Consider the following 19,552-nt stretch of genomic DNA (forward strand, 5'->3'; position numbering starts at 1 on the left):
TCCGGAAAGTCTCGATCAGCGCTTGGCGATCGGCACGTAGTCACGCTCCGGCGCGCCGGTATAGAGCTGGCGCGGGCGGCCGATCTTCTGGCGCGGGTCTTCGATCATCTCCTTCCACTGCGCGATCCAGCCGACGGTGCGGGCGACCGCGAACAGTACGGTGAACATGGTGGTGGGGAAGCCCAGCGCCTTCAGTGTGATGCCGGAATAGAAGTCGACGTTCGGGTAGAGCTTCTTCTCGATGAAATAGGGGTCGGTCAGCGCGATCTTTTCCAGCTCCATGGCGATATCGAGCAGCGGATCGTCCTTGATGCCGAGCTCGCCCAGCACCTCATGCGCCGTCTTCTGCATGATCTTGGCGCGTGGATCGTAGTTCTTGTAGACGCGGTGGCCAAAGCCCATCAGCCGGAACGGGTCGTTCTTGTCCTTGGCGCGGGCGATGAATTCCGGGATGTGATCGACATGGCCGATCTCGCCCAACATATTCAGCGCCGCTTCATTGGCGCCGCCATGCGCCGGGCCCCACAGGCAAGCGATGCCGGCGGCGATGCAGGCGAACGGGTTGGCGCCCGAGGAGCCGGCAAGACGAACGGTCGAGGTCGAGGCGTTCTGCTCGTGATCGGCGTGCAGGATGAAGATGCGCTCCATGGCGCGCGCCAGCACCGGATTGATCTTGTATTCCTCGCACGGCACGGCAAAGCACATGTGCAGGAAGTTGGCGGCGAAGTTCAGCTCGTTCTTCGGGTAAATGAAGGGCTGGCCGATATGGTATTTGTAGGCCATCGCCGCAATCGTCGGCATCTTGGCGATCAGCCGCATGGAGGCGACCATGCGCTGGTAGGGGTCGGAGATGTCGGTGGAGTCGTGGTAGAAGGCCGACAGCGCACCGACCACGCCGCACATCACCGCCATCGGGTGCGCATCGCGGCGGAAGCCGGTGAAGAAGCGCGACATCTGCTCGTGCACCATGGTGTGGCGCGTCACGCGGTAATCGAAATCGTCCTTCTGCGCCTTGGTCGGCAATTCGCCGTAGAGCAGGAGATAGCAGACCTCGAGGAAGTCGCCGTGTTCGGCCAACTGGTCGATCGGATAGCCGCGGTGCAAGAGGATGCCGGCGTCGCCGTCGATGAAGGTGATCTCGGACTCGCAGCTTGCGGTCGAGGTGAAGCCGGGATCGTAGGTGAAGGCGCCGGTGGTGCTGTAGAGCGAGGCGATATCGATGACATCGGGCCCGACCGAGCCGCTTCGCACCTTGAACTCGTGAGTCTTGCCGGCGAATTCAAGCGTTGCCGTGGCCCCTTGGGTCGTGCCGCCCAAATCCAGTTTTTTCGCAGCTTCGGTCATTGCAAACTCCTTCTTGTTTCCTCATGCCGGCAAAGGCAAATTCTGCAGAGCGACACGTCGAAATCACCGCAATGCGCCTATTCGCCACCGCATTCTAGGAGGTGCGTGCCAGATTGGGCCAAGGCCTAATGTTGCACTGCGAAACGCGCCTTTCAATGCCAATCTTCTTGGGCCAGTTTGCTCCTAATCGATTTGATCCGCTATGCGCGCCAGGCTTTCCTCGCGCCCGAGCACGGCAAGCACGTCGAACACGCCCGGCGAGGTGCTTTTGCCGGTCAGGGCGGCGCGCAAAGGCTGGGCCACGGCGCCAAGCTTGTGACCGCCGGCCTGCGCATAGTCGCGGACCGCGGCCTCAGCCGCAGTGGCCGTCCAGTCGCCTGAAAGCGCATTCAAAGCTTCGTGAGCGCCGCGCAGGACTTTGCGTGCGTCGTCGTTGAGCAAAAGTGCCGCCTTGTCGTCGATCGGCAGCGGGCGGGTGGCAAACAGGAAGGCGGCGCCATCGACAAGCTCGACCAGTGTCTTGGCGCGCTCCTTCAGACCCGGCAGTGCGGCCAGCAGCTGCGCCTTGTTGTTGTCGTCGAGGCGCGCGGCCATTGCCGGACCACCCTCGAGATAGGGCAAGGTGGCGAGGAAGATGTCGAACAGATCGGCATCGCTCATGCGGCGCATATGGACGCCGTTCAGCGCCTCGAGCTTGGCGAAGTCAAAGCGGGCCGCGCCCTTGTTGACGTCGCCGATGTCGAACCACGAGATCATGTCCTTGATCGACATGATCTCGTCGTCACCATGGCTCCAGCCGAGCCGCGCCAGGTAGTTGAGCAGCGCCTCCGGCAGATAGCCCATGGCGCGATAGGCCTCGACGCCGAGCGCGCCGTGCCGCTTCGACAGCTTGGCGCCATCGGCGCCGTGGATCAGCGGGATATGCGACATCGACGGCACGTCCCAGCCCATGGCGTCGTAGATCACGGTCTGGCGGGCGGCATTGGTCAAATGGTCGTCACCGCGGATGATGTGGGTGACGCCCATGTCGTGGTCGTCGACGACGACGGCATGCATGTAGGTCGGGTTGCCGTCCGAGCGCAGGATGATGAAGTCGTCGAGGTCCTTGTTGGGAAAGCGGACCTCGCCCTGGACACGGTCGTGCACCACCGTCTCGCCCTCTGTCGGCGCCTTGATGCGGATGGCGCCCTTGGCGCCTGCGGGCGCCTCGGACGGATCGCGGTCACGCCAGCGGCCGTCATAGCGAGGCGGCAGCCCCCTGGCTCGTGCTGCCTCGCGCATCGCCTCCAGCTCGGCCGGGGTCGCGTAGCAGTAGTAGGCCTTGCCCATGCGCACGAGCTCCTCGGCCACCTCACGGTGGCGCGGCGCACGCTCGAACTGCGACACCGGCTCGCCGTCCCAGCTGAGGCCGAGCCAGGAAAGCCCGTCGAGAATGGCCGCCGTCGCAGCATCTGTCGAACGCTCACGATCGGTGTCCTCGATGCGCAGCAGCATCGTGCCGTCGGTGTGCTTTGCGTACAGCCAATTGAACAGCGCCGTGCGCGCGCCGCCTATATGCAGGTAACCGGTGGGCGAGGGGGCAAAACGGGTGACGACCTTGTCGGACATGAAACTCTCGGAAACCATCTGAAGCGGGGTGCGGTTGCGCGGACTTTCGCGCGTTGCGCGTTCATGTAGCATAGGGTGTCGAGGGCGCAAGGGGCAGACCCGATGGCTGGACGAGGCCGGGGCTCGGATCAGGGCGAGGACGCCACCATTGGCGTCAGCGAACGGTCCCTGTTTGCGGCGCCGCTGCTGGCCCCGCTGCCGCCGCCATCGCCCCTCGTGCCGATTCCCGGCAACCCGCCGTTGCAAGCGGATGTCTCCGCCCCCGGTCCTGTTGCCGAAGCTGGCAGGATCGTGCGCGTGCGCCGGCAGATCGGCCTGATATCACTGCCTCGGCTGCGCCACAGCGTGGCTACGGCAGCGGGCCTGGAACTCGACCGAGGCGTAGCCTTCTTGCTGGTGCCGGTCTGCCTGGCGATTGGAGCGATCGGCTATTTTTCACTTGCCGCAGAGCCTGATTTTGCAAAGCCTGTCGCGGTCGTCGTTCTGACGGGGCTCTGTGCGTTCGTCTCGCGTTCCTGGCCGAAAACCCATTTGTGCTTCATGGCTGCGCTGCTGTGCACGCTCGGCCTGCTCGCCGGCAAGGTCGAGACATGGCGGGCGGGAACGCAGATGCTGGGCTCAGAAATCTCGACCCAGGTGACCGGCCGCGTCGTCTCGCTTGACCGGATGGAGACCGGCCGCATCCGGCTGACCATCGATGTAACGTCGACCGCCAGGCCGAAATTGCGTTATGCGCCGGAGCGGGTTCGGCTTTCGGCACGAAAGATCCCGGCAGAGATAACCGCCGGCTCCCTGGTCACCGGCTACGCCAAGCTGTTGCCGCCGACAGGCCCGGTGCGGCCTGACAGCTACGACTTCTCCTTCGACAGCTATTTCGCCGGCATCGGCGGCAGCGGGTTTTTTCTCGGCAATCCAAAGCTTGTCGCCGGCGATGACAACGATATGCCGCTGTCGGCCCGCCTTGCCTCGGGGATAGAAAATGCCCGTGAAGCCATCGCCGACCATATCAGGGGCAGTGTCGGTGGCGCCGAAGGTGAGATCGCCGCGGCGCTGATCGTCGGCGTGCGCGCCGGCATTCCCGATGAAATCAACGAAGCGATGCGGCGCACCGGCATCTACCATATCATCTCCATTTCCGGGCTACACATGGCGCTGGTCGCCGGCACCATCATGATGCTGATGCGCAGCTCCTTCGCCCTGTTTCCAGACTTTTCCGCGCGTCGGCCGGTCAAGAAATACGCGGCCGCCGCCGCACTTTTCTCGATCGCCGCCTATCTCGTCATCTCAGGCATCGTCGTTGCCGCCGAGCGCAGCTTCATCATGCTGGCGGTGATGCTGATTGCCGTGCTGTTCGATCGGGCGGCGCTGACCATGCGCAACCTGGCGATCTCGGCGATCGCCGTCATTGTGGTGTCGCCACATGAAGTGGTCGGCCCGAGTTTCCAGATGTCGTTCGCGGCGACCGCGGCGCTGGTCGGTGCCTATGCCGGCTGGTCGGATCATCGCGCGGGGAAAACGAGACCGCCGCCGCCACGGCGATCGCTGCCCGGCTTTCTCACGCGAAAATTCCTGTTGGCGATGGGTGGCCTTGCCATGACCTCCATCATCGCCGGCAGCGCCACTGCGCTGTTTGCCATCTGGCATTTTCAGCGGGTTTCGCCGCTTAGCCTGTTCGCCAATCTCGCCATCATGCCGATCGTGTCCGTCGTCATGTTCCTGGCCGTTGCCAGCGCCTTGTTGATGCCGTTCGGGTTCGACGGGCCATCCCTCTATCTGATGGGCAAAGGCCTGACGGCAATGATCGCCATATCGGGCTGGATTTCCGAACGTTCGCCTGTCGACGCAGTCGGGTTGATTTCGCAGCAGTCCGTCCTGCTGGTGGCGATTGCCTTGGTCATTGCGACGATGGCGACGACATGGCTGCGGCTCGCAGCGCTTCCCTTCGCACTTGCCGGCATGCTGACCGTCTCGGACACGCGCCCACCGGACGTGCTGATCTCGGAGGACGCCAGGCTGGTTGCGCTGCCGATCGGCGACGGCGAACTCGCCGTCAGCCGGGCACGCCCGAACGAATTCACGGTCGACAACTGGAAACGCGCGCTGACATCCGAAACCATCGTCATGCCGGAGGTGTTCAGCAAAGGAGACGGGCAATTCGAGATAGCGGATGCCGCCGAACTGCCGCCGGGAGCGCCTTTCTACTGCACATCAGGCGTTTGCCTTGCCAAGCATCCGTCCGGCGCGATCATTGCGCATGTCGAAGACCGAAATGACGCCTGGAAAGCCTGCAGCCTCGCTGACCTGATCATCATCAATGACGCCACGGCCTATGACCCCTGTCACGATCCGCTGGTGCTCGTCATCACCAAGCGACAACTGGCTCGCAAGGGTAGTGCGGCCGTCTTCTTCGATCGCCAATCGGCGACCACGCCTGCGACGATCAGCTTCGCGGTGGACAGGCCATACCGGCCCTGGCACACGCAGCGCAAGTTCTCGCGCGAGGCGAGGGGCCTGCCACCCTACCGCAAACCCGAAAAGCCGGTTGCAAGCTCTGCTCAGTAGCGCCTGATCAACCCGACGAGCTTGCCTTGCACCTTGACCCTGTCCGGCCCGAAAATGCGGGTTTCATAGGCGGGGTTAGCAGCTTCGAGAGCAATCGAAGCACCCTTGCGGCGGAACCGCTTCAGCGTTGCTTCCTCTTCATCCACCAGCGCCACGATGATCTCGCCCGGGCTGGCTGTATCGGCGTTGCGGATGATGACGGTGTCGCCATCGAAGATGCCGGCCTCGATCATCGAATCGCCCTTGACCTCGAGGGCGTAGTGCTCGCCGCCCATGATCATGTCCGGCGGCACCGAAATCGAATGCGTCTGATGCTGGATGGCGTCGATCGGCACACCGGCGGCGATGCGCCCCATGACCGGGATCGACACGGCGGAAACCACGTCGTCGTCATTGCCGGCCGAAGGCATCCGCGAAAGCGCTGGCTTGATTTGCCGGCCAAGGCCGCCTTGACCGAGGCGGCCTTGGATGACGCTTGGCGAGAACTTTTTTGCCGCGTTGAGGCCGGGCGCGATCGAATCCGGCAGTCGCAGCACTTCCAGCGCGCGCGCCCGATTTGGTAGCCGGCGAATGAAGCCGCGCTCCTCCAGCGCCGTGATCAGCCGGTGGATGCCGGATTTGGAGGCGAGGTCGAGCGCTTCCTTCATCTCGTCGAAGGAGGGCGGAATGCCGCTTTCCTTGAGCCGTTCATGAATGAACATCAGCAGTTCATGTTGTTTACGCGTCAGCATGGCGACCCCCCAGGAAACCTGAAACCAGAATCGGAAAAACAAACCCAGAACAAACACTATCTGTTCCAGTTGTGTTCCGCAACCGTTTAAAGTTTAATGAATTTGTTAAGGCGGCTGAAATCATTGGCGCGCGGCGGTGAGCCGCGATCGAGGGCCCCCTGCCGCCGCGGCGCACTGGCCTGCATTGAAATTGTTTTGGTTAATGGCCTGTGGCCCACTTCGTGGCGAGGTTTGGCATCAGCTGCCGACAGACCTCGATTGGGGGCATTTCCACTTTCACGTCTCGTTCAGCTGCCGTGAACGAAACGAAGCCAAAATGCCAACTTTCGTCAGAGAAATGGCAGATCTCCCTTGGTCTTTGTCCTTGTCGAACGGCAGATCATCGCGTGTTCATATTGTCCTTACCGGCATGGACATAGACATGCAGCGTATAGCCGATATGAGCGGTCATCAGCGCCTTCGCACGCTCGACGTTGCGATCCAGCGCCGCCTCCATGAGCGCCGTGTGATGTTCGATCGCGACAGCCTGGCGCAACGCCTCCATGGCCTCTTCATAGCCATGCTGCAGGCCGGCGGCCGCCCGCAAGGTTGGTGCCAGGCCAAGAAAGCGGTGATGGCGACGCAACTGATCCGCGATCGTGGAATGGAAGGTCAGCAGCCAAGGGGATGTTGCCGCACTGAGCAGTGCCGCGTGAAAAGCCTCGTGTTTTTCATCCCACTCGTCGACCACTGCGTCGGACGGGTCGTCGACCGCGGTCTTGCAACGCGACAGCCGGTAATGGGCGGCGACGACGATGTCCTCCCATTCACGGCCGCCTTTCTCGATCGATTCCTGGAGCAGAGGCAGTTCAACCACCAACCTGGCGCGTGACAGGTCTTCCAGTTCGAAGCGCGACACCGGAGCGACGGCAAAGCCGCGATTGCTGATGGCGGTCACCAGGCGCTCGGCCTCCAACCGCGACAGCGCTTCGCGCAACGGTGTCCAGCCAATGCCGTAGCTGTTGCGCAACGCGCTGAGCTTGAGTGGCGCGCCGGGCTTCAGACGGGTGGTGAGGATATCGCGACGCAGCAGCCTGTAGGCTGCTTCCGTTTTCGAGAAGTGCTCGTCGTCCAGCATCGTCGTCCATCCCTCGGATGGTGATTATATATGAAAGCCTCACATTGCGTAAATTATATATAATGTTTGACAGCGCCCACGGGACTGCCCATGATCGCCCAACGGTTTCACCTGATATGTTCATCGAGCACGCTCATGCGCGGGGATAGTCGACCATGAATGCAACTCTCGATCTCGCTGCAATCGAGGCGATGGACGCCGCGGATCCGCTGCGTTCCATGCGCGATCGCTTCGTCTTGCCGCAAGGGGTGATCTACCTCGACGGCAATTCGCTTGGCGCGGCTTCACCCGCCGTCTTCGATGAACTGAACAAGGCCGCAACACAGGAATGGGCGCAGGATCTCATCCGTGCCTGGAACACCGCTGGCTGGTTCGACATGCCGGTCGAGCTCGGCGACCAACTCGGGCGCCTGATCGGGGCCGCGGCCGGCCAGACTGTGGTCTGCGATACGACCTCGATCAACATCTACAAGGTGCTGCATGCGGCGCTCGCGATGAGGCCGGACCGGTCGGTCATCGTCGCCGAGGGCTCCAGCTTTCCAACCGACCTCTATATGGCCGAGGGCGTTGCCTCGACGCGGCCGGGCACGACGCTGCGGCTAGAGGGCGTCGATGCGCCTGAGATTGAAGAGCTTATCGACGAGCGCGTCGCCGTCATCCTGGTCAACCATGTCAACTACAAGTCCGGCCAGTTGCGCGACATGGCGGCCCTGACGCGCAGGGCCCATCAGGCCGGAGCGCTGATCGTCTGGGATCTCTGCCATACCGCCGGTGCCTTGCCGGTCGAGCTCGACGGCGCCAATGCCGATTTCGCCATTGGCTGTACCTACAAGAACCTCAATGGCGGCCCGGGTTCGCCGGCCTTCATCTATGCCGCAAAGCGCCACCATGATGATGTCTATCAGCCGCTCAGCGGCTGGTGGGGGCATGCGCGGCCCTTCGCCTTCGAACAGGCCTATGCCGCCGGCACCGGCATCCGCCGGTTCTTGTGTGGCACGCAGCCGGTGTTGTCGATGCGGGCGCTCAAGGGCGCGCTGGACGTCTGGAACGATGTCGACATGACGGCGGTGCGCAAGAAAAGCATCGCACTGACCGACCTGTTCATCCAGCTGGTCGAAACAAAGTGCAGCGCCTACGGGCTAGAACTCGAAAGCCCCCGTAACGGCAACGAGCGCGGCAGCCAGGTGTCGTTTATTCACCCCAACGGATATCAGGTGATGCGGGCCTTGATCGAACGCGGTGTGATCGGCGATTTCCGCGCGCCTTCGACCATCCGCTTCGGCTTCACGCCGCTCTATGTCGGCTACAGGGACGTCTGGCAGGCGGTCGAGGTGCTGGAGGACATCCTGCGCACCGGCGCCTGGCAGGATGCGCGGTTCGCGGTCAAGACTGCAGTCACGTGAGTGTATGTCGCCCAAAAGTGCGCAGCGGTTTTGGGACAACGACATACGCAAAGCAAAGACAGATCAGAGCCGGGTGCGGACCGTCCAGAGCTCTGGAAACAGGACGACCTCAAGCATCTTCTTCAGGTAGGACGCACCCGACGTGCCACCGGTGCCGCGCTTCAGGCCGATGATGCGCTCGACCGTGGTGACGTGGTTGAAGCGCCAGCGGCGGAAATAATCCTCGAAGTCGACCAGCTTCTCGGCCAGTTCGTAGAACATCCAGTAGCGCTGCGGATCGCGGTAGACTGTCTGCCAGGCAACCAGGACCGCTTCATTCTCGGTGCGCGTCTCACGCCAGTCGGTGCGCCTGGCGTCGGCGCCGATGTCGAATCCGTTGCGGGCGAGCAGCAGCAGCGCTTCGTCGTAGAGCGATGGCTCGGCCAGGATAGCCTCAAGCTTCCCGCTGAGATCCGGCCGGTGCTTGTGCGGGCCGAGCATGGCGAGGTTGCGGTTGCCGGCCATGAACTCGATGGCGCGATACTGCCAGGACTGGAAACCCGAGGATTGGCCGAGCGCGTCGCGGAACTCGGTGTATTCGCTGGGCGTCATCGTCCGCAGCACGTCCCAGGCGTTGTTCAACTGCTCGAAAATGCGGGCGACGCGCGACAGCATCTTGAAGCTCGGCTCGAGGCGGTCGGCACGGATCGAGCGGATCGCCGCACCGATCTCATGCAAAGCGAGTTTCATCCAGAGTTCGGAGGTCTGATGCTGGATGATGAACAGCATCTCGTCATGCGCCGACGACAGCGGCGTCTGCGCCTCCAGCACTTTCTCCAGGTGCAGATAGTCGCTGTAGGACATGCGCTCCTTGAACGACATCTGTGCGCCTTCGGAGGCCGGATCGTATGGCTCGCTCAATTGATTTTCTCCGTGCGCAGCCGGAAGCGCTGGATCTTGCCGGTCTGCGTCTTGGGCAACGCAGCAATGAACTTCACCGATCGCGGATATTTGTAGGGCGCGATCGTCGCTTTGACATGGTCCTGCAGGCGCTTGATGGTCATTGCGTCTGGCTCCACGCCTTGCACAAGCACGACATGCGCTTCGACGATCTGGCCGCGCTCGGCGTCCTCGGCACCGATGACAGCGCATTCGGCGACATCCGGATGCGCCAGCAGCGCCGCCTCGACCTCGGGTCCGGCAATGTTGTAGCCGGCGCTGACGATCATGTCGTCGGAGCGCGCGGCGAAATGGAAGAAGCCGTCCTCGTCCTGACTGAAGGTATCGCCGGTGAGGTTCCAGCCGTCGCGAACGTATTCCTTTTGCCTGTCGTCAGCCATGTAGCGGCAGCCGGTTGGCCCACGCACTGCCAACCTGCCGGTCGAGCCACGCGGCACCTCGCGCATCTCGTCATCGACGATGCGCGCCTCGTAGCCGCCCACCGGCTTACCGGTCGACGCAGGCTTCATGTCGTCGAAGCGGTTGGAGATGAAGATGTGCAGCATTTCGGTGGCGCCGATGCCGTCGAGGATCGGCTTGCCGGTCTTTTGCGTCCACTCCTCGAAGACCGGAGCGGGCAAGGTCTCGCCGGCCGAAACGGCGACGCGCAGCGATGACAGGTCTGCACCCTCATCCATGGCCTTCAGCATGGCGCGATAGGCGGTCGGCGCGGTGAAGGAGATGGTCGCTTTGTAGGTCTCGATGATGTGGATCATGTTGGGCGGCGTCGCCTGTTCGAGCAGTGTCGCCGCCGCACCAAAACGCAGGGGAAAGATGGCGAGCCCGCCAAGGCCAAAGGTGAAGGCCAGCGGCGGCGAGCCGACAAAGATGTCGTCCGGTGTCACCTGGAGGATTTCGCGGGCATAGGCGTCGGCGATGATCAAGAGGTCGCGGTGGAAATGCATCGTCGCCTTCGGCACGCCTGTCGTGCCCGAGGTGAAGCCGAGCAGCGCGACGTCGTCGCGGCCGGTGTTGACGGCGCTGAAAACAACCGACTTGTCGAGGGCCGCGCGATCGAGTTCGGCATCATGGTTGGCGGTGCCGTCGAAGCCGATAACCTGCTTGAGGAACGCGCTGTCCTTGGCGCAGGCGGTCATCTCGTCCATCAGCCTGTTGTCGCAGAGCGCGATTGTGATTTCCGCCTTGTCGACGATCTTGGCAAGCTCGCCGGCGCGCAGCATCGGCATGGTGTTGACGACCACGGCGCCGACCTTGGTGGCGGCCAGCCAGCAAGCGACCATGGCGGGGTTGTTGGCGGAGCGGATCAGCACCCGGTTGCCGGGCTTCACGCCATAATTCTCGACCAGCGCATGGGCCAGCCTGTTCGTCCAGTCGGACAGTTCCTTGTAGGTGCGGCGGCGGCCATTGCCGATCAGCGCGGTGTGGTCACCCAGGCCCTTCTCGACCAGCTTGTCGGTCAATTCGACGCCGGCGTTGAGACGTTCGGGATAGTCGAAACCATCGAGCAGGAAGTCCGGCCATTGCTCAGGCGGCGGCAGGTGATCGCGCGTGAACGTGTCGATATGCGCTGAAGGCCCAAGCATGTCGCCGCTATCCTGTCTGCTGCCTGGCCAGTGCACGAGGCTTCTGGCTGGTGGTGGATTTGAAATTCCTGCTTCTAGGGGAGGCTTCGTGCCGCCAGAGGCACCTTGCTCGACGACGCGCCACCCGAAGGGCGGACATCTGCAGGTTTGGGCAGCACAGCAGACCTCCCATTGTCGGCTGTTCGTCAGGGCAGGATCGCACCAGTCGAAATTTGTTTCAAGCCTAAAATGTTTTTGTCCTGGAGCATTGACGCATGGCGTGGCGGTGGCCATTGCTAGCGGGGAAACGATGCCGTTTCGGGGGAGGGTGCAGATGCTCGAACATCGCATTGCCGATTGGGACAACGCCTATGCCAACGGCGCGAACATCGCCGGCAGCGACCGCTGGCCGGCCGCGTGGGTAGAGCCAGCGCAAGCGTTTCGTGACGCGCTTTCGGCAGAGGGCCGGGCACGGCTCGACATCGCCTATGGCGGGGGACGGCGTAATCGCCTCGATCTTTTCTTACCCAGTGCCACACCCAAAGGGCTCGTCGTGTTCATTCATGGCGGTTACTGGATGGCGTTCGACAAGAGTTTCTGGTCGCATCTCGCCAACGGCGCGGTCAGCAGCGGCTTTGCGGTGGCGATGCCCTCCTACACGCTGTGTCCGGAAATCCGCATCGCCGGCATCGTCCAGGAGATCGGCGCGGCGATCGGCAAGGCGGCAGGACTGGTCGACGGGCCGCTGATGTTGACCGGCCATTCGGCCGGCGGCCATCTCGCCAGCCGCATGGTGACGACAACCACGCCGCTGGCGGCTGATGTGGCGCGGCGCATACGCCACGTCGTTTCGATTTCAGGCGTCCACGACCTCCGCCCGATCATGCAAACCGAGATGAACGCGACACTGGCTATCGACGAGCCCGAGGCACTGGCCGAAAGCCCGGCGCTGCTGCGTTCGATGGATGGTGCCCGCATCACCTGCTGGGCCGGTGGTGGTGAACGTGCCGAATTCCTGCGCCAGAACGCCTTGCTTGCCAATATCTGGACCGGCCTCGGCGCGGCGACCAGCACCGTGGTCGAGCCCGACCGGCACCATTACAGCATCATAGACGGTCTTGCCGATCCGGCGCATCCGCTGACCCAGGCCTTGATCTCGGAATAGTACCGAGTTTATTTTCGTTTTATCAATGGCTTGTTTGGCGAATCGTCAGCGTAGCATCAGCACGCTGCAGGCTTCACCCGCGGCCGACGCCGGGGCAAATGGTGCCCGCACGACCAGCCCGTTGGCGTCGGCTAGCATTCTGAGCATCGAGGAATCCTGGATGCCGAACGGCGTTGCCACCAACGCGCCGTGATCGTCCCGGACCACCGCCCGCACATAGTCCTGGCGCAAGTCATTGGCCGGCATTGCGGCGCCCAATCGCGCCGGACGAATGTCCTGGCGGTGTTCGCGGCCGCCGAGCCGCGCCAGCAGCGGCTTCAGGAATAATTGCGAGCAAACCAGGCTTGCCACCGGATTGCCGGGCAGGCCGATGCACCTGATATCGCCGAGGCGGCCGAACATCAGCGGCTTTCCGGGGCGCATGGCGATCTTCCAGAAGCCGAGTTGCATGCCTTCACCGGTCAGCACGTCATGGATCAGATCATGGTCGCCAACCGAGGCGCCGCCCAGCGTGACGATGACATCCGCACCGGCCGCGACCGCTTTCTGCACCAGCGCGGCGATGGCCTCCTTGCGGTCGGCGGCAATGCCGAGATCGAGCGCGCGGGCACCGACCGACTGCGCCGCCGCCGCAACGCCATAGGCATTGGACGAGATGATCTGGTCCGGCCCGAGTTCGCTGCCGGGCGGCAACAATTCGTCGCCGGTGGCGACGATGGCGACCAGCGGCCGCTTCACCACATTGACCTGGGGGTGGTTGGCCGACGCCACCAGCGACAATGCCGCCGGATCGAGCACGCGGCCTTTTTCCAGCAGGACATCGCCTTTCGAGAAGTCGAGGCCGACGCGTCGGATGTTGCGCCACTCCGCCGTCGGTTCGGTCACTTCGATATCGCCACCGCCGAGATCCCTGACATTCTCCTGGATGACGATGGTGTCGGCTCCATCAGGCAGCGGCGCACCGGTGAAGATACGCACGGCTTGTGCCTTGCCGACAGTGCCGTCAAAGCCGCGCCCGGCCGGCGCCATGCCGATCACGGAAAGTCGCGACGGCACCGACGCCACGTCGGCAGCACGCACCGCGTAGCCGTCCATGGCCGAGGCATTGAAAGGTGGCTGTGTCCGGAGCGCGATGACGGGCTCGGCCAGTACCCGGTCCACGGCCTCGAGGAGAGGAACCTCTTCGCCAGCCAAAGGTGCCGCACCCTCAAGCAGGCGTTCGAGCGCCTCTGCGACCGGAACCAGCGCCATCAGGCGCCCACCTTGTAGTCGCCAGACTTGCCACCGGTCTTTTCGACCAGCCGGATGCCGGAGATGATCATGGCGCGGTCCACCGCCTTGGCCATGTCGTAGATGGTCAGGCAGGCCACTGAAGCGGCGGTCAGCGCTTCCATCTCGACGCCTGTCTTGCCGGTGACACGCGCCAGCGCGGTGACCTTCAGGCCGGGCAAAGCATGGTCGGGCTCGATGTCGACGGAAACCTTGGTCAGAAGCAGCGGATGGCAGAGCGGGATCAATTCATGCGCCTTCTTCGCCGCCATGATGCCGGCGATGCGCGCGGTGCCGAGCACATCGCCCTTCTTGGCGTTGCCTTCGAGGATCATGGTCAGCGTCTCGAGACGCATCGCGACAAAACCCTCGGCGATTGCGGTACGCGTCGTCTCCGCCTTGTCGCCGACATCGACCATGTTGGCCTCGCCCTGCGCGCCGAGATGGGTGAGGGCGGCCGTCATCGTCAGATGGCCTCGGCCGGCGCCTTGCCCGTCAGAAGCAGGCTCGTCGCCGTGGTGACGTCCTGTTGCCGCATCAGGCTTTCGCCGACAAGGAAGGTGCCGATGTCGCTCTTTTGCAATCTGAGGCAATCGTCGTGCGAGAAAATACCGCTCTCGCTGACCAGCAAGCGGTCGGCCGGCACCATCGACGCCAGCCGCTTCGAGGTTTCGAGGCTGGTTTCGAATGTTCTGAGATTGCGGTTGTTGATGCCGATCAGCCGCGACAACAGTTTCAGCGCGCGCTGCGTCTCGGCCTCGTCATGTACTTCGACCAGCGCATCCATGCCGAGTTCGAACGCCGTCGATTCGAGGTCGCTGGCCAGGGCGTCGTCGACGCTGGCCATGATGATCAGGATGGCGTCCGCGCCCCAGGCGCGGGCTTCGTAGACCTGATACGGATCGAACAGGAAATCCTTGCGTAAAGCGGGCAGGGTGACTGCGGCTCGCGCCCTGGTGAGAAATTCGGGCGCGCCCTGGAAAGACGGCGCGTCGGTCAGCACCGAAAGACAGGCGGCACCGCCTTTTGCATAGGCCTGCGCCAATGCCGGCGGGTCGAAATCGGCGCGGATCAGGCCCCTGGAGGGGCTTGCCTTCTTGATCTCGGCGATCAGCGCGAAGGCGCCGGATTTGCGCTTCGTCTCGAGGGCCGCAAGGAAGCCGCGTGGTGCATCGGCATCTTTGGCCCGCGCCTTGATTTCGGCAAGTGGCACACGCGCCCTTGCCGCCGCGATCTCGTCGCGCTTGTAGGCCTCGATCTTGCGAAGAATGTCAGACACGCTCTATCCGTTCGAAATCTCGATCAGCCGGTCAAGCACTTGCAACGCCCGGCCGCTGTCGATGGCTTGCGCCGCCGTCGCGATGCCGTCGCCAAGCGTCGTCGCCTTGCCCGCCACCACCAGTCCGGCGCCAGCATTCATCAGCACGGTGTCGCGATAGGCACCGGCAGCGCCACCCAGCATATCGCGCAATGCCTGGGCATTGTAGGCCGCGTCGCCGCCACGCAATTCGTCCTTGGTGTGGCGCGCCAGCCCGACCGCTTCAGGGGTCAACGTGAAGCTGCGGATCTCGCCGCCGATCAGTTCGGCGACCTGTGTCTCGCCGGTGGTGGTGATCTCGTCATAGCCGTCGCCATGGGCAACCCAGGCATGCTCGGCGCCCAGCGCTTTCAGCGTCTCGGCCACCGGCAGGATCCATTCCGGCAGGAACACACCGACCATCTGCCGCTTGACGCCAGCCGGATTGGAGAGGGGTCCGAGCAGATTGAAGATGGTGCGGGTGCCGAGCTCGACGCGGGTCGGACCGACATGCTTCATCGCCGGATGGTGCGCGGGCGCGAACATGAAGCCGAGACCGGTCTCATGGATGCAGCGGCCGATCGTTTCCGGCGAGATATCGATCTTGATCCCGAGCGCGATCAGCACGTCGGCGGCCCCTGTCAGCGACGACAGACCACGATTGCCGTGCTTGGCAACCGGCACACCGCTGCCGGCGATAACAAACGCCGACCCGGTCGAGATGTTGACGCTGTGGGAATTGTCACCGCCGGTGCCGACGATATCGATGGCGCCGTCGGGCGCGTCGACACGCAGCATCTTGGCGCGCATGGTGGCAACGGCGCCGGAAATCTCGCTCACCGTCTCGCCGCGCACGCGCAGCGCCATCAGGAAGCCGCCGATCTGGCCGGGGGTTGCGTCACCCGACATGATGATATCGAAGGCCTCGCGCGCTTCCTCAAAGGAAAGCGCGCTTCCGGTCGCGACCTTGGCGATATGGGTTTTCAGCGCGCTCATCTTGTCGAGGCTTGGGCGACGGCGGCCTGGTCGATGCGAACGTCGTATTGCGTCTGCAACTGCGCCACCAGCTGGTCGAGCAGATCGTCCGACATGCCGGAGGTGAAGGATTTCTGTGCGTCGTCCGGCACGGAGCTGGCGTCAGCCCCGGCGGGCTCGAAGACTTCGGCGACCTTGTACAGAATCTGTCCGTCGCCGGTGGGCGAGGGGATCAGCCCGGTGCCGCCTTCGCCGACGCCGAACATGGCTGCCGCACCCTCCTTGCCGAAGTCGACATCGTCGGCCTCGCGCTTGACGCCGCGCTTGGTCTGCTTTTCCAGCTTCAGTTCGCCGGCGATGACGTCGAGCGTGACACCGGCCTTGAGCCGCTTTTCAAGCTCGTCTGCCTTGGCGGCGAGCCGCTTGGTTGTTTCGGCCGCCGTCCAGTCGGCGACGACTTTCTGGCGAGCCTCGTCCAGTGTGCGGTCGCGAGCCGGTGTGACGGAAGCCACCTCATAGAAAACGAAGCCGTTGTCCGCCGTGGTCAAAGCGTCGTTTTCAGTGTTGGGTTCAGCGTCGAAGACAGCCTTGATCAGCTCCGGCGATTGCGGCAGGTCCTTGACGATGCTTGCGTCAGGCCTCAGGCCGCTGCGATCGATGGCGTCGATGGTGACGACCTTCAGCTTCAGCTTGGTGGCGGCGTCGGCCAGCGAGCCGCCGGCGGCGCGGGTGTCTTCGTAGTTGTCACGCACATCCAGAAGGATGCGGCTTGCCTCGCCCAGCGCCAGGTCCTTGCGGATCTGGTCGGACACTTCGGCCAGCGGCTTCACCACCTCGGGCTTGATTTCGGTGACGCGCAGCAGCACCGGACCGAAGGCACCTTGCACGACCTGGCTGACTTCATTGGCATTGAGTGCGAAGGCCGCGTCGGCGACCGCCTTGTCGGCGATCTTGTCCTTGGCCAGCGTGCCGAGCAAAGTATCGGCCGGGGTCTTGCCTTCCGCGGTGACGAGCTTGTCGAAGGTGGCGCCGGCCTTGAGCGAATCGAGCGCGGCCTTGGCCGCGTCAGGCGTTTTGAACACAAGCTGCTCGATGGTGCGCAGCTCCGGCGTCGTGTAGCGCGCCTTGTTCTTGTTGTAGTCGTCGCTGACCTGCTGGTCGGTGACGGCGGTCGTATCCATGATGTCGACCGGTTCGAGGCGGACATAGGAGAATTTGCGGTATTCGGGTGCCGCGTATGTCTTCTTGTTTGCGTCGAAATAGGCCGAAAGCACACTGGCGGACGGCGCCTCGATCGGCTCGACCAGTGCCTTGGGCAGCGTCAAATAGTCGATGGTGCGGTCTTCGCCGCGATAGAGCGCGACCGCCTTGAAGAAAGTGTCCGGCGCCTTGAGGCCATCCGAGACCGCCTCGACGATCTGCTGGCGCACCGCCACCTGGGCACGGTTCTTCAGATAATCCTCGGGCCGCATGCCGATCTGCTGCAACATATAGTCGAAGGTTCGCCTGTCGAACTGACCGCCAGGGCCCTTGAAGGCCGGATCTTCGCGCGTCAGCTCGGCCAGCCGGTCCTTGGAGAGGCCGAGGCCCAGCTTGCGTGCCTGTTCGTCGAGAACGGCCCCCGAAACGAGTTGGGCCAGCACCTGGTTGTCGATGCCGAGCCCCTTTGCCTGTTCGTGGGTAAGACGCTGGCCGAACTGCTGCGACATGACCGCGAGCTGGCGGTCATAGGCGAGACGGAATTCGTTGATCGACACCTTGGTGCCGCCAGCGATTATTACCGAATCGTGGCCGGCAAAACCGCCCATCAGTCGCCCGGATATACCCCATGCGAGGAAACTCACCACAAGCAGCGAAAGCAGCGTTTTCGCGACCCAGGTTCCCGCCGCGTTTCTCAATATACCAAGCATGGACAATTCCGATTTATGCGCATTTTCGCACGCGCCGAGTTTGAAACAAGCGCAATAGCGCCCTTCCGGTCCACTGTCGATTGCTTTGTGGCCTGATTTTGGTAGTGAGGGCGAGAGCCGAATATCGCCCGGAGAAGCAAACCCATGACGCCAGGAATTCGACCGCTCGTTGCCGGCAACTGGAAAATGAACGGCACCAGCGCCTCGCTCAACGAGCTCAGGATGATCGGCAACGGTTTCATGAGTGGGCTTGATGCCGAGACCGAAGCGCTGGTTTGCGTTCCGGCAACCCTGCTGGCTCACGCCGCCGAGATTCTGTCGCGCACGCCGGTCCATGCCGGCGGCGAGGATTGCCACACCAAGGAAAGCGGCGCCTACACCGGCTGCATCTCGGCGGAAATGCTGAAGGATGCCGGCGCAAGCCATGTCATCGTCGGCCATTCCGAGTGCCGCGAGCAAGCGGGCGAGGATGACGCGACGGTCCAGGCCAAGGCCTCGGCCGCCTGGCGTGCCGGGCTTGTGGCCATCATTTGCATTGGCGAGACGCAGCAACAGCGTGAAGCGGGCGCCACGCTCGACGTGCTGTCGCGGCAGGTCGCCGGCTCGGTGCCGCCAAGCGCCACCCCGTCCAACACCATCATTGCCTATGAACCGGTGTGGGCGATCGGCACCGGCCTGACGCCGACCGCGGCCGATGTGGCCGAAGCACACGCGCATATCCGCGAAAAGCTGTCGGAAAAGCTCGGCAGCGTGGCGGCGAAGATGCGCATTCTCTATGGCGGCTCGGTCAAGCCCTCCAACGCCGTCGAACTGCTCGGCGTCGGGAATGTCGACGGTGCACTGGTCGGCGGCGCCAGCCTGAAAGCGGCGGACTTCCTTGCCATCGCCGAGGCCTATCGCAACATCTCGTAGGAGATATCGGCCGCAACGGGCGGGGTAGACGGCGCCGGAAATTGTTGCAAAGGACGCGTTGCTTCCCATATTCCGGCCGCGGGCTTGGAAATGCCATCAAAGCATTGTATTGAGCCGCCTCCAATTCACCGGCCGTGTCCGCGGCCGGGCAAGGCCTTGCCAGGATAAACTATGGAAACCGTACTGATCGTCATCCATCTCATGGTCGTGCTCGCCCTTGTCGGCGTGGTGCTGCTGCAGCGTTCCGAAGGCGGCGGCCTTGGCATCGGCGGCGGATCCGGCTTCATGACCGCGCGCGGTGCTGCCAATGCGCTGACGCGTGCGACGGCGATCCTGGCGGCGGCCTTCTTTGCCACGTCGCTGACACTGTCGATCGTCGCCCGCTACGGCGAGAAGCCGATCGACATCCTCAACCGCGTGCCCGTGACATCTGACGGTGCCGGCAAGGGCGTGCTCAACCAATTGCCCGGGACGACCACCCCGGCGCCCGCCGGCAGCACCGCGCCGACGCCGCCGTCCGGCAACGACGCCGCGGCAAAGCCCCCGGTCACGGCGCCTGCCGCCGGTTCGACTCAGCCGGCCACCAACGGCACTACCCCCGCTGCACCGGCGACCCCGCAGGTCCCGAACCAGTAGTCCCCAGCGCCTGAAGCCGCGATCTGTTGTCGTTTGAACACAGTCGCGGCAAATGCAGCACGATCACGCAGATTCGAGTGGGTGCGGCGCGGCCTCGCGCTTGAGGCATCCGCGCTTATTCG

16 protein-coding genes are annotated in these 19,552 nt (G+C 63.5%); 5 read left to right on the forward strand and 11 right to left on the reverse strand.

From position 1 onward, the window contains the following. Positions 1-15: 15 nt before the first annotated feature. On the reverse strand, positions 16-1,344 hold the full coding sequence (gltA, locus tag B5V02_RS24030) for a citrate synthase (RefSeq protein ID WP_111546539.1): 1,329 nt from the start codon (positions 1,342-1,344) through the stop codon (positions 16-18). Positions 1,345-1,527: 183 nt separating this feature from the next. Further along, positions 1,528-2,952 (reverse strand): glutamate--tRNA ligase, encoded by a 1,425-nt coding sequence (gene gltX / locus B5V02_RS24035; protein ID WP_111546678.1) that lies wholly within the window; start codon positions 2,950-2,952, stop codon positions 1,528-1,530. Positions 2,953-3,054: 102 nt separating this feature from the next. On the opposite strand from gltX, the gene B5V02_RS24040 reads away from it, so the two are divergent. Further along, positions 3,055-5,514: a ComEC/Rec2 family competence protein gene (locus tag B5V02_RS24040; RefSeq protein WP_111546540.1), complete on the forward strand. Its 2,460-nt coding sequence runs from the start codon at positions 3,055-3,057 to the stop codon at positions 5,512-5,514. On the opposite strand, the gene lexA is transcribed toward B5V02_RS24040, so the two are convergent. Beyond that, positions 5,508-6,245: a transcriptional repressor LexA gene (gene lexA, locus B5V02_RS24045; RefSeq protein ID WP_111546541.1), complete on the reverse strand. Its 738-nt coding sequence runs from the start codon at positions 6,243-6,245 to the stop codon at positions 5,508-5,510. The genes B5V02_RS24040 and lexA overlap by 7 nt on opposite strands. Before the next feature lie 379 nt (positions 6,246-6,624). Beyond that, a complete protein-coding gene (locus tag B5V02_RS24050) occupies positions 6,625-7,362 on the reverse strand; it encodes a GntR family transcriptional regulator (protein ID WP_111546542.1) in 738 nt (245 codons plus the stop codon). Positions 7,363-7,517: 155 nt separating this feature from the next. Between B5V02_RS24050 and kynU the strand changes: the two genes are divergently transcribed. Beyond that, the gene (gene kynU / locus B5V02_RS24055; RefSeq protein ID WP_111546543.1) at positions 7,518-8,765 is read left to right on the forward strand and encodes a kynureninase; all 1,248 of its coding nucleotides are present in this window, start codon (positions 7,518-7,520) and stop codon (positions 8,763-8,765) included. Between the two features lie 63 nt (positions 8,766-8,828). Here kynU and kynA read toward each other — a convergent pair whose 3' ends face one another. Next, positions 8,829-9,665, reverse strand: coding sequence for a tryptophan 2,3-dioxygenase (gene kynA / locus B5V02_RS24060; RefSeq protein ID WP_111546544.1), 837 nt, complete (start codon positions 9,663-9,665; stop codon positions 8,829-8,831). After that, on the reverse strand, positions 9,662-11,287 hold the full coding sequence (locus B5V02_RS24065; protein WP_111546679.1) for an AMP-binding protein: 1,626 nt from the start codon (positions 11,285-11,287) through the stop codon (positions 9,662-9,664). The genes kynA and B5V02_RS24065 overlap by 4 nt, the downstream gene beginning before the upstream one ends. A gap of 313 nt (positions 11,288-11,600) precedes the next feature. Here B5V02_RS24065 and B5V02_RS24070 point away from each other — a divergent pair, with 313 nt between their 5' ends. After that, a complete protein-coding gene (locus B5V02_RS24070) occupies positions 11,601-12,431 on the forward strand; it encodes an alpha/beta hydrolase (RefSeq protein ID WP_111546680.1) in 831 nt (276 codons plus the stop codon). Between the two features lie 45 nt (positions 12,432-12,476). On the opposite strand, the gene B5V02_RS24075 is transcribed toward B5V02_RS24070, so the two are convergent. From B5V02_RS24075 to B5V02_RS24095, 5 genes are read right to left on the reverse strand one after another with little or no spacing between them, the layout of a single operon-like run. Next, positions 12,477-13,682, reverse strand: a complete 1,206-nt coding sequence (locus tag B5V02_RS24075) for a molybdopterin molybdotransferase MoeA (protein WP_111546545.1) — start codon at positions 13,680-13,682, stop codon at positions 12,477-12,479. Continuing rightward, complete coding sequence (gene moaC / locus B5V02_RS24080) at positions 13,682-14,164, reverse strand: cyclic pyranopterin monophosphate synthase MoaC (protein WP_111546546.1); 483 nt, start codon at positions 14,162-14,164, stop codon at positions 13,682-13,684. Before moaC ends, B5V02_RS24075 begins: the two co-directional genes overlap by 1 nt. Positions 14,165-14,166: 2 nt before the next feature. Further along, the gene (gene trpC / locus B5V02_RS24085; protein WP_111546547.1) at positions 14,167-14,979 is read right to left on the reverse strand and encodes an indole-3-glycerol phosphate synthase TrpC; all 813 of its coding nucleotides are present in this window, start codon (positions 14,977-14,979) and stop codon (positions 14,167-14,169) included. Between the two features lie 3 nt (positions 14,980-14,982). Then, positions 14,983-15,993: an anthranilate phosphoribosyltransferase gene (trpD, locus tag B5V02_RS24090; RefSeq protein ID WP_111546548.1), complete on the reverse strand. Its 1,011-nt coding sequence runs from the start codon at positions 15,991-15,993 to the stop codon at positions 14,983-14,985. Then, complete coding sequence (locus B5V02_RS24095) at positions 15,990-17,882, reverse strand: SurA N-terminal domain-containing protein (protein ID WP_111546549.1); 1,893 nt, start codon at positions 17,880-17,882, stop codon at positions 15,990-15,992. The genes trpD and B5V02_RS24095 overlap by 4 nt, the downstream gene beginning before the upstream one ends. Positions 17,883-18,026: 144 nt before the next feature. Here B5V02_RS24095 and tpiA point away from each other — a divergent pair, with 144 nt between their 5' ends. Together tpiA and secG are read left to right on the forward strand one after the other, a co-directional pair. Beyond that, complete coding sequence (gene tpiA, locus B5V02_RS24100; RefSeq protein ID WP_111546550.1) at positions 18,027-18,794, forward strand: triose-phosphate isomerase; 768 nt, start codon at positions 18,027-18,029, stop codon at positions 18,792-18,794. Positions 18,795-18,965: 171 nt separating this feature from the next. Beyond that, complete coding sequence (secG, locus tag B5V02_RS24105) at positions 18,966-19,430, forward strand: preprotein translocase subunit SecG (RefSeq protein WP_111546551.1); 465 nt, start codon at positions 18,966-18,968, stop codon at positions 19,428-19,430. The last annotated feature ends 122 nt before the right edge of the window (positions 19,431-19,552 follow it).

The organism is Mesorhizobium kowhaii (assembly GCF_003253745.1).
GTDB lineage: Bacteria > Pseudomonadota > Alphaproteobacteria > Rhizobiales > Rhizobiaceae > Mesorhizobium > Mesorhizobium kowhaii.

Coding starts and splice junctions, on each gene's coding strand:
- gltA (WP_111546539.1), bottom strand. CDS start 1,344: ATGACCGAAGCTGCGAAAAAACTGGATTTGGGCGGCACGACCCAAGGG.
- gltX (WP_111546678.1), bottom strand. CDS start 2,952: ATGTCCGACAAGGTCGTCACCCGTTTTGCCCCCTCGCCCACCGGTTAC.
- B5V02_RS24040 (WP_111546540.1), top strand. CDS start 3,055: ATGGCTGGACGAGGCCGGGGCTCGGATCAGGGCGAGGACGCCACCATT.
- lexA (WP_111546541.1), bottom strand. CDS start 6,245: ATGCTGACGCGTAAACAACATGAACTGCTGATGTTCATTCATGAACGG.
- B5V02_RS24050 (WP_111546542.1), bottom strand. CDS start 7,362: ATGCTGGACGACGAGCACTTCTCGAAAACGGAAGCAGCCTACAGGCTG.
- kynU (WP_111546543.1), top strand. CDS start 7,518: ATGAATGCAACTCTCGATCTCGCTGCAATCGAGGCGATGGACGCCGCG.
- B5V02_RS24065 (WP_111546679.1), bottom strand. CDS start 11,287: ATGCTTGGGCCTTCAGCGCATATCGACACGTTCACGCGCGATCACCTG.
- B5V02_RS24070 (WP_111546680.1), top strand. CDS start 11,601: ATGCTCGAACATCGCATTGCCGATTGGGACAACGCCTATGCCAACGGC.
- B5V02_RS24075 (WP_111546545.1), bottom strand. CDS start 13,682: ATGGCGCTGGTTCCGGTCGCAGAGGCGCTCGAACGCCTGCTTGAGGGT.
- moaC (WP_111546546.1), bottom strand. CDS start 14,164: ATGACGGCCGCCCTCACCCATCTCGGCGCGCAGGGCGAGGCCAACATG.
- trpD (WP_111546548.1), bottom strand. CDS start 15,993: ATGAGCGCGCTGAAAACCCATATCGCCAAGGTCGCGACCGGAAGCGCG.
- B5V02_RS24095 (WP_111546549.1), bottom strand. CDS start 17,882: ATGCTTGGTATATTGAGAAACGCGGCGGGAACCTGGGTCGCGAAAACG.
- tpiA (WP_111546550.1), top strand. CDS start 18,027: ATGACGCCAGGAATTCGACCGCTCGTTGCCGGCAACTGGAAAATGAAC.
- secG (WP_111546551.1), top strand. CDS start 18,966: ATGGAAACCGTACTGATCGTCATCCATCTCATGGTCGTGCTCGCCCTT.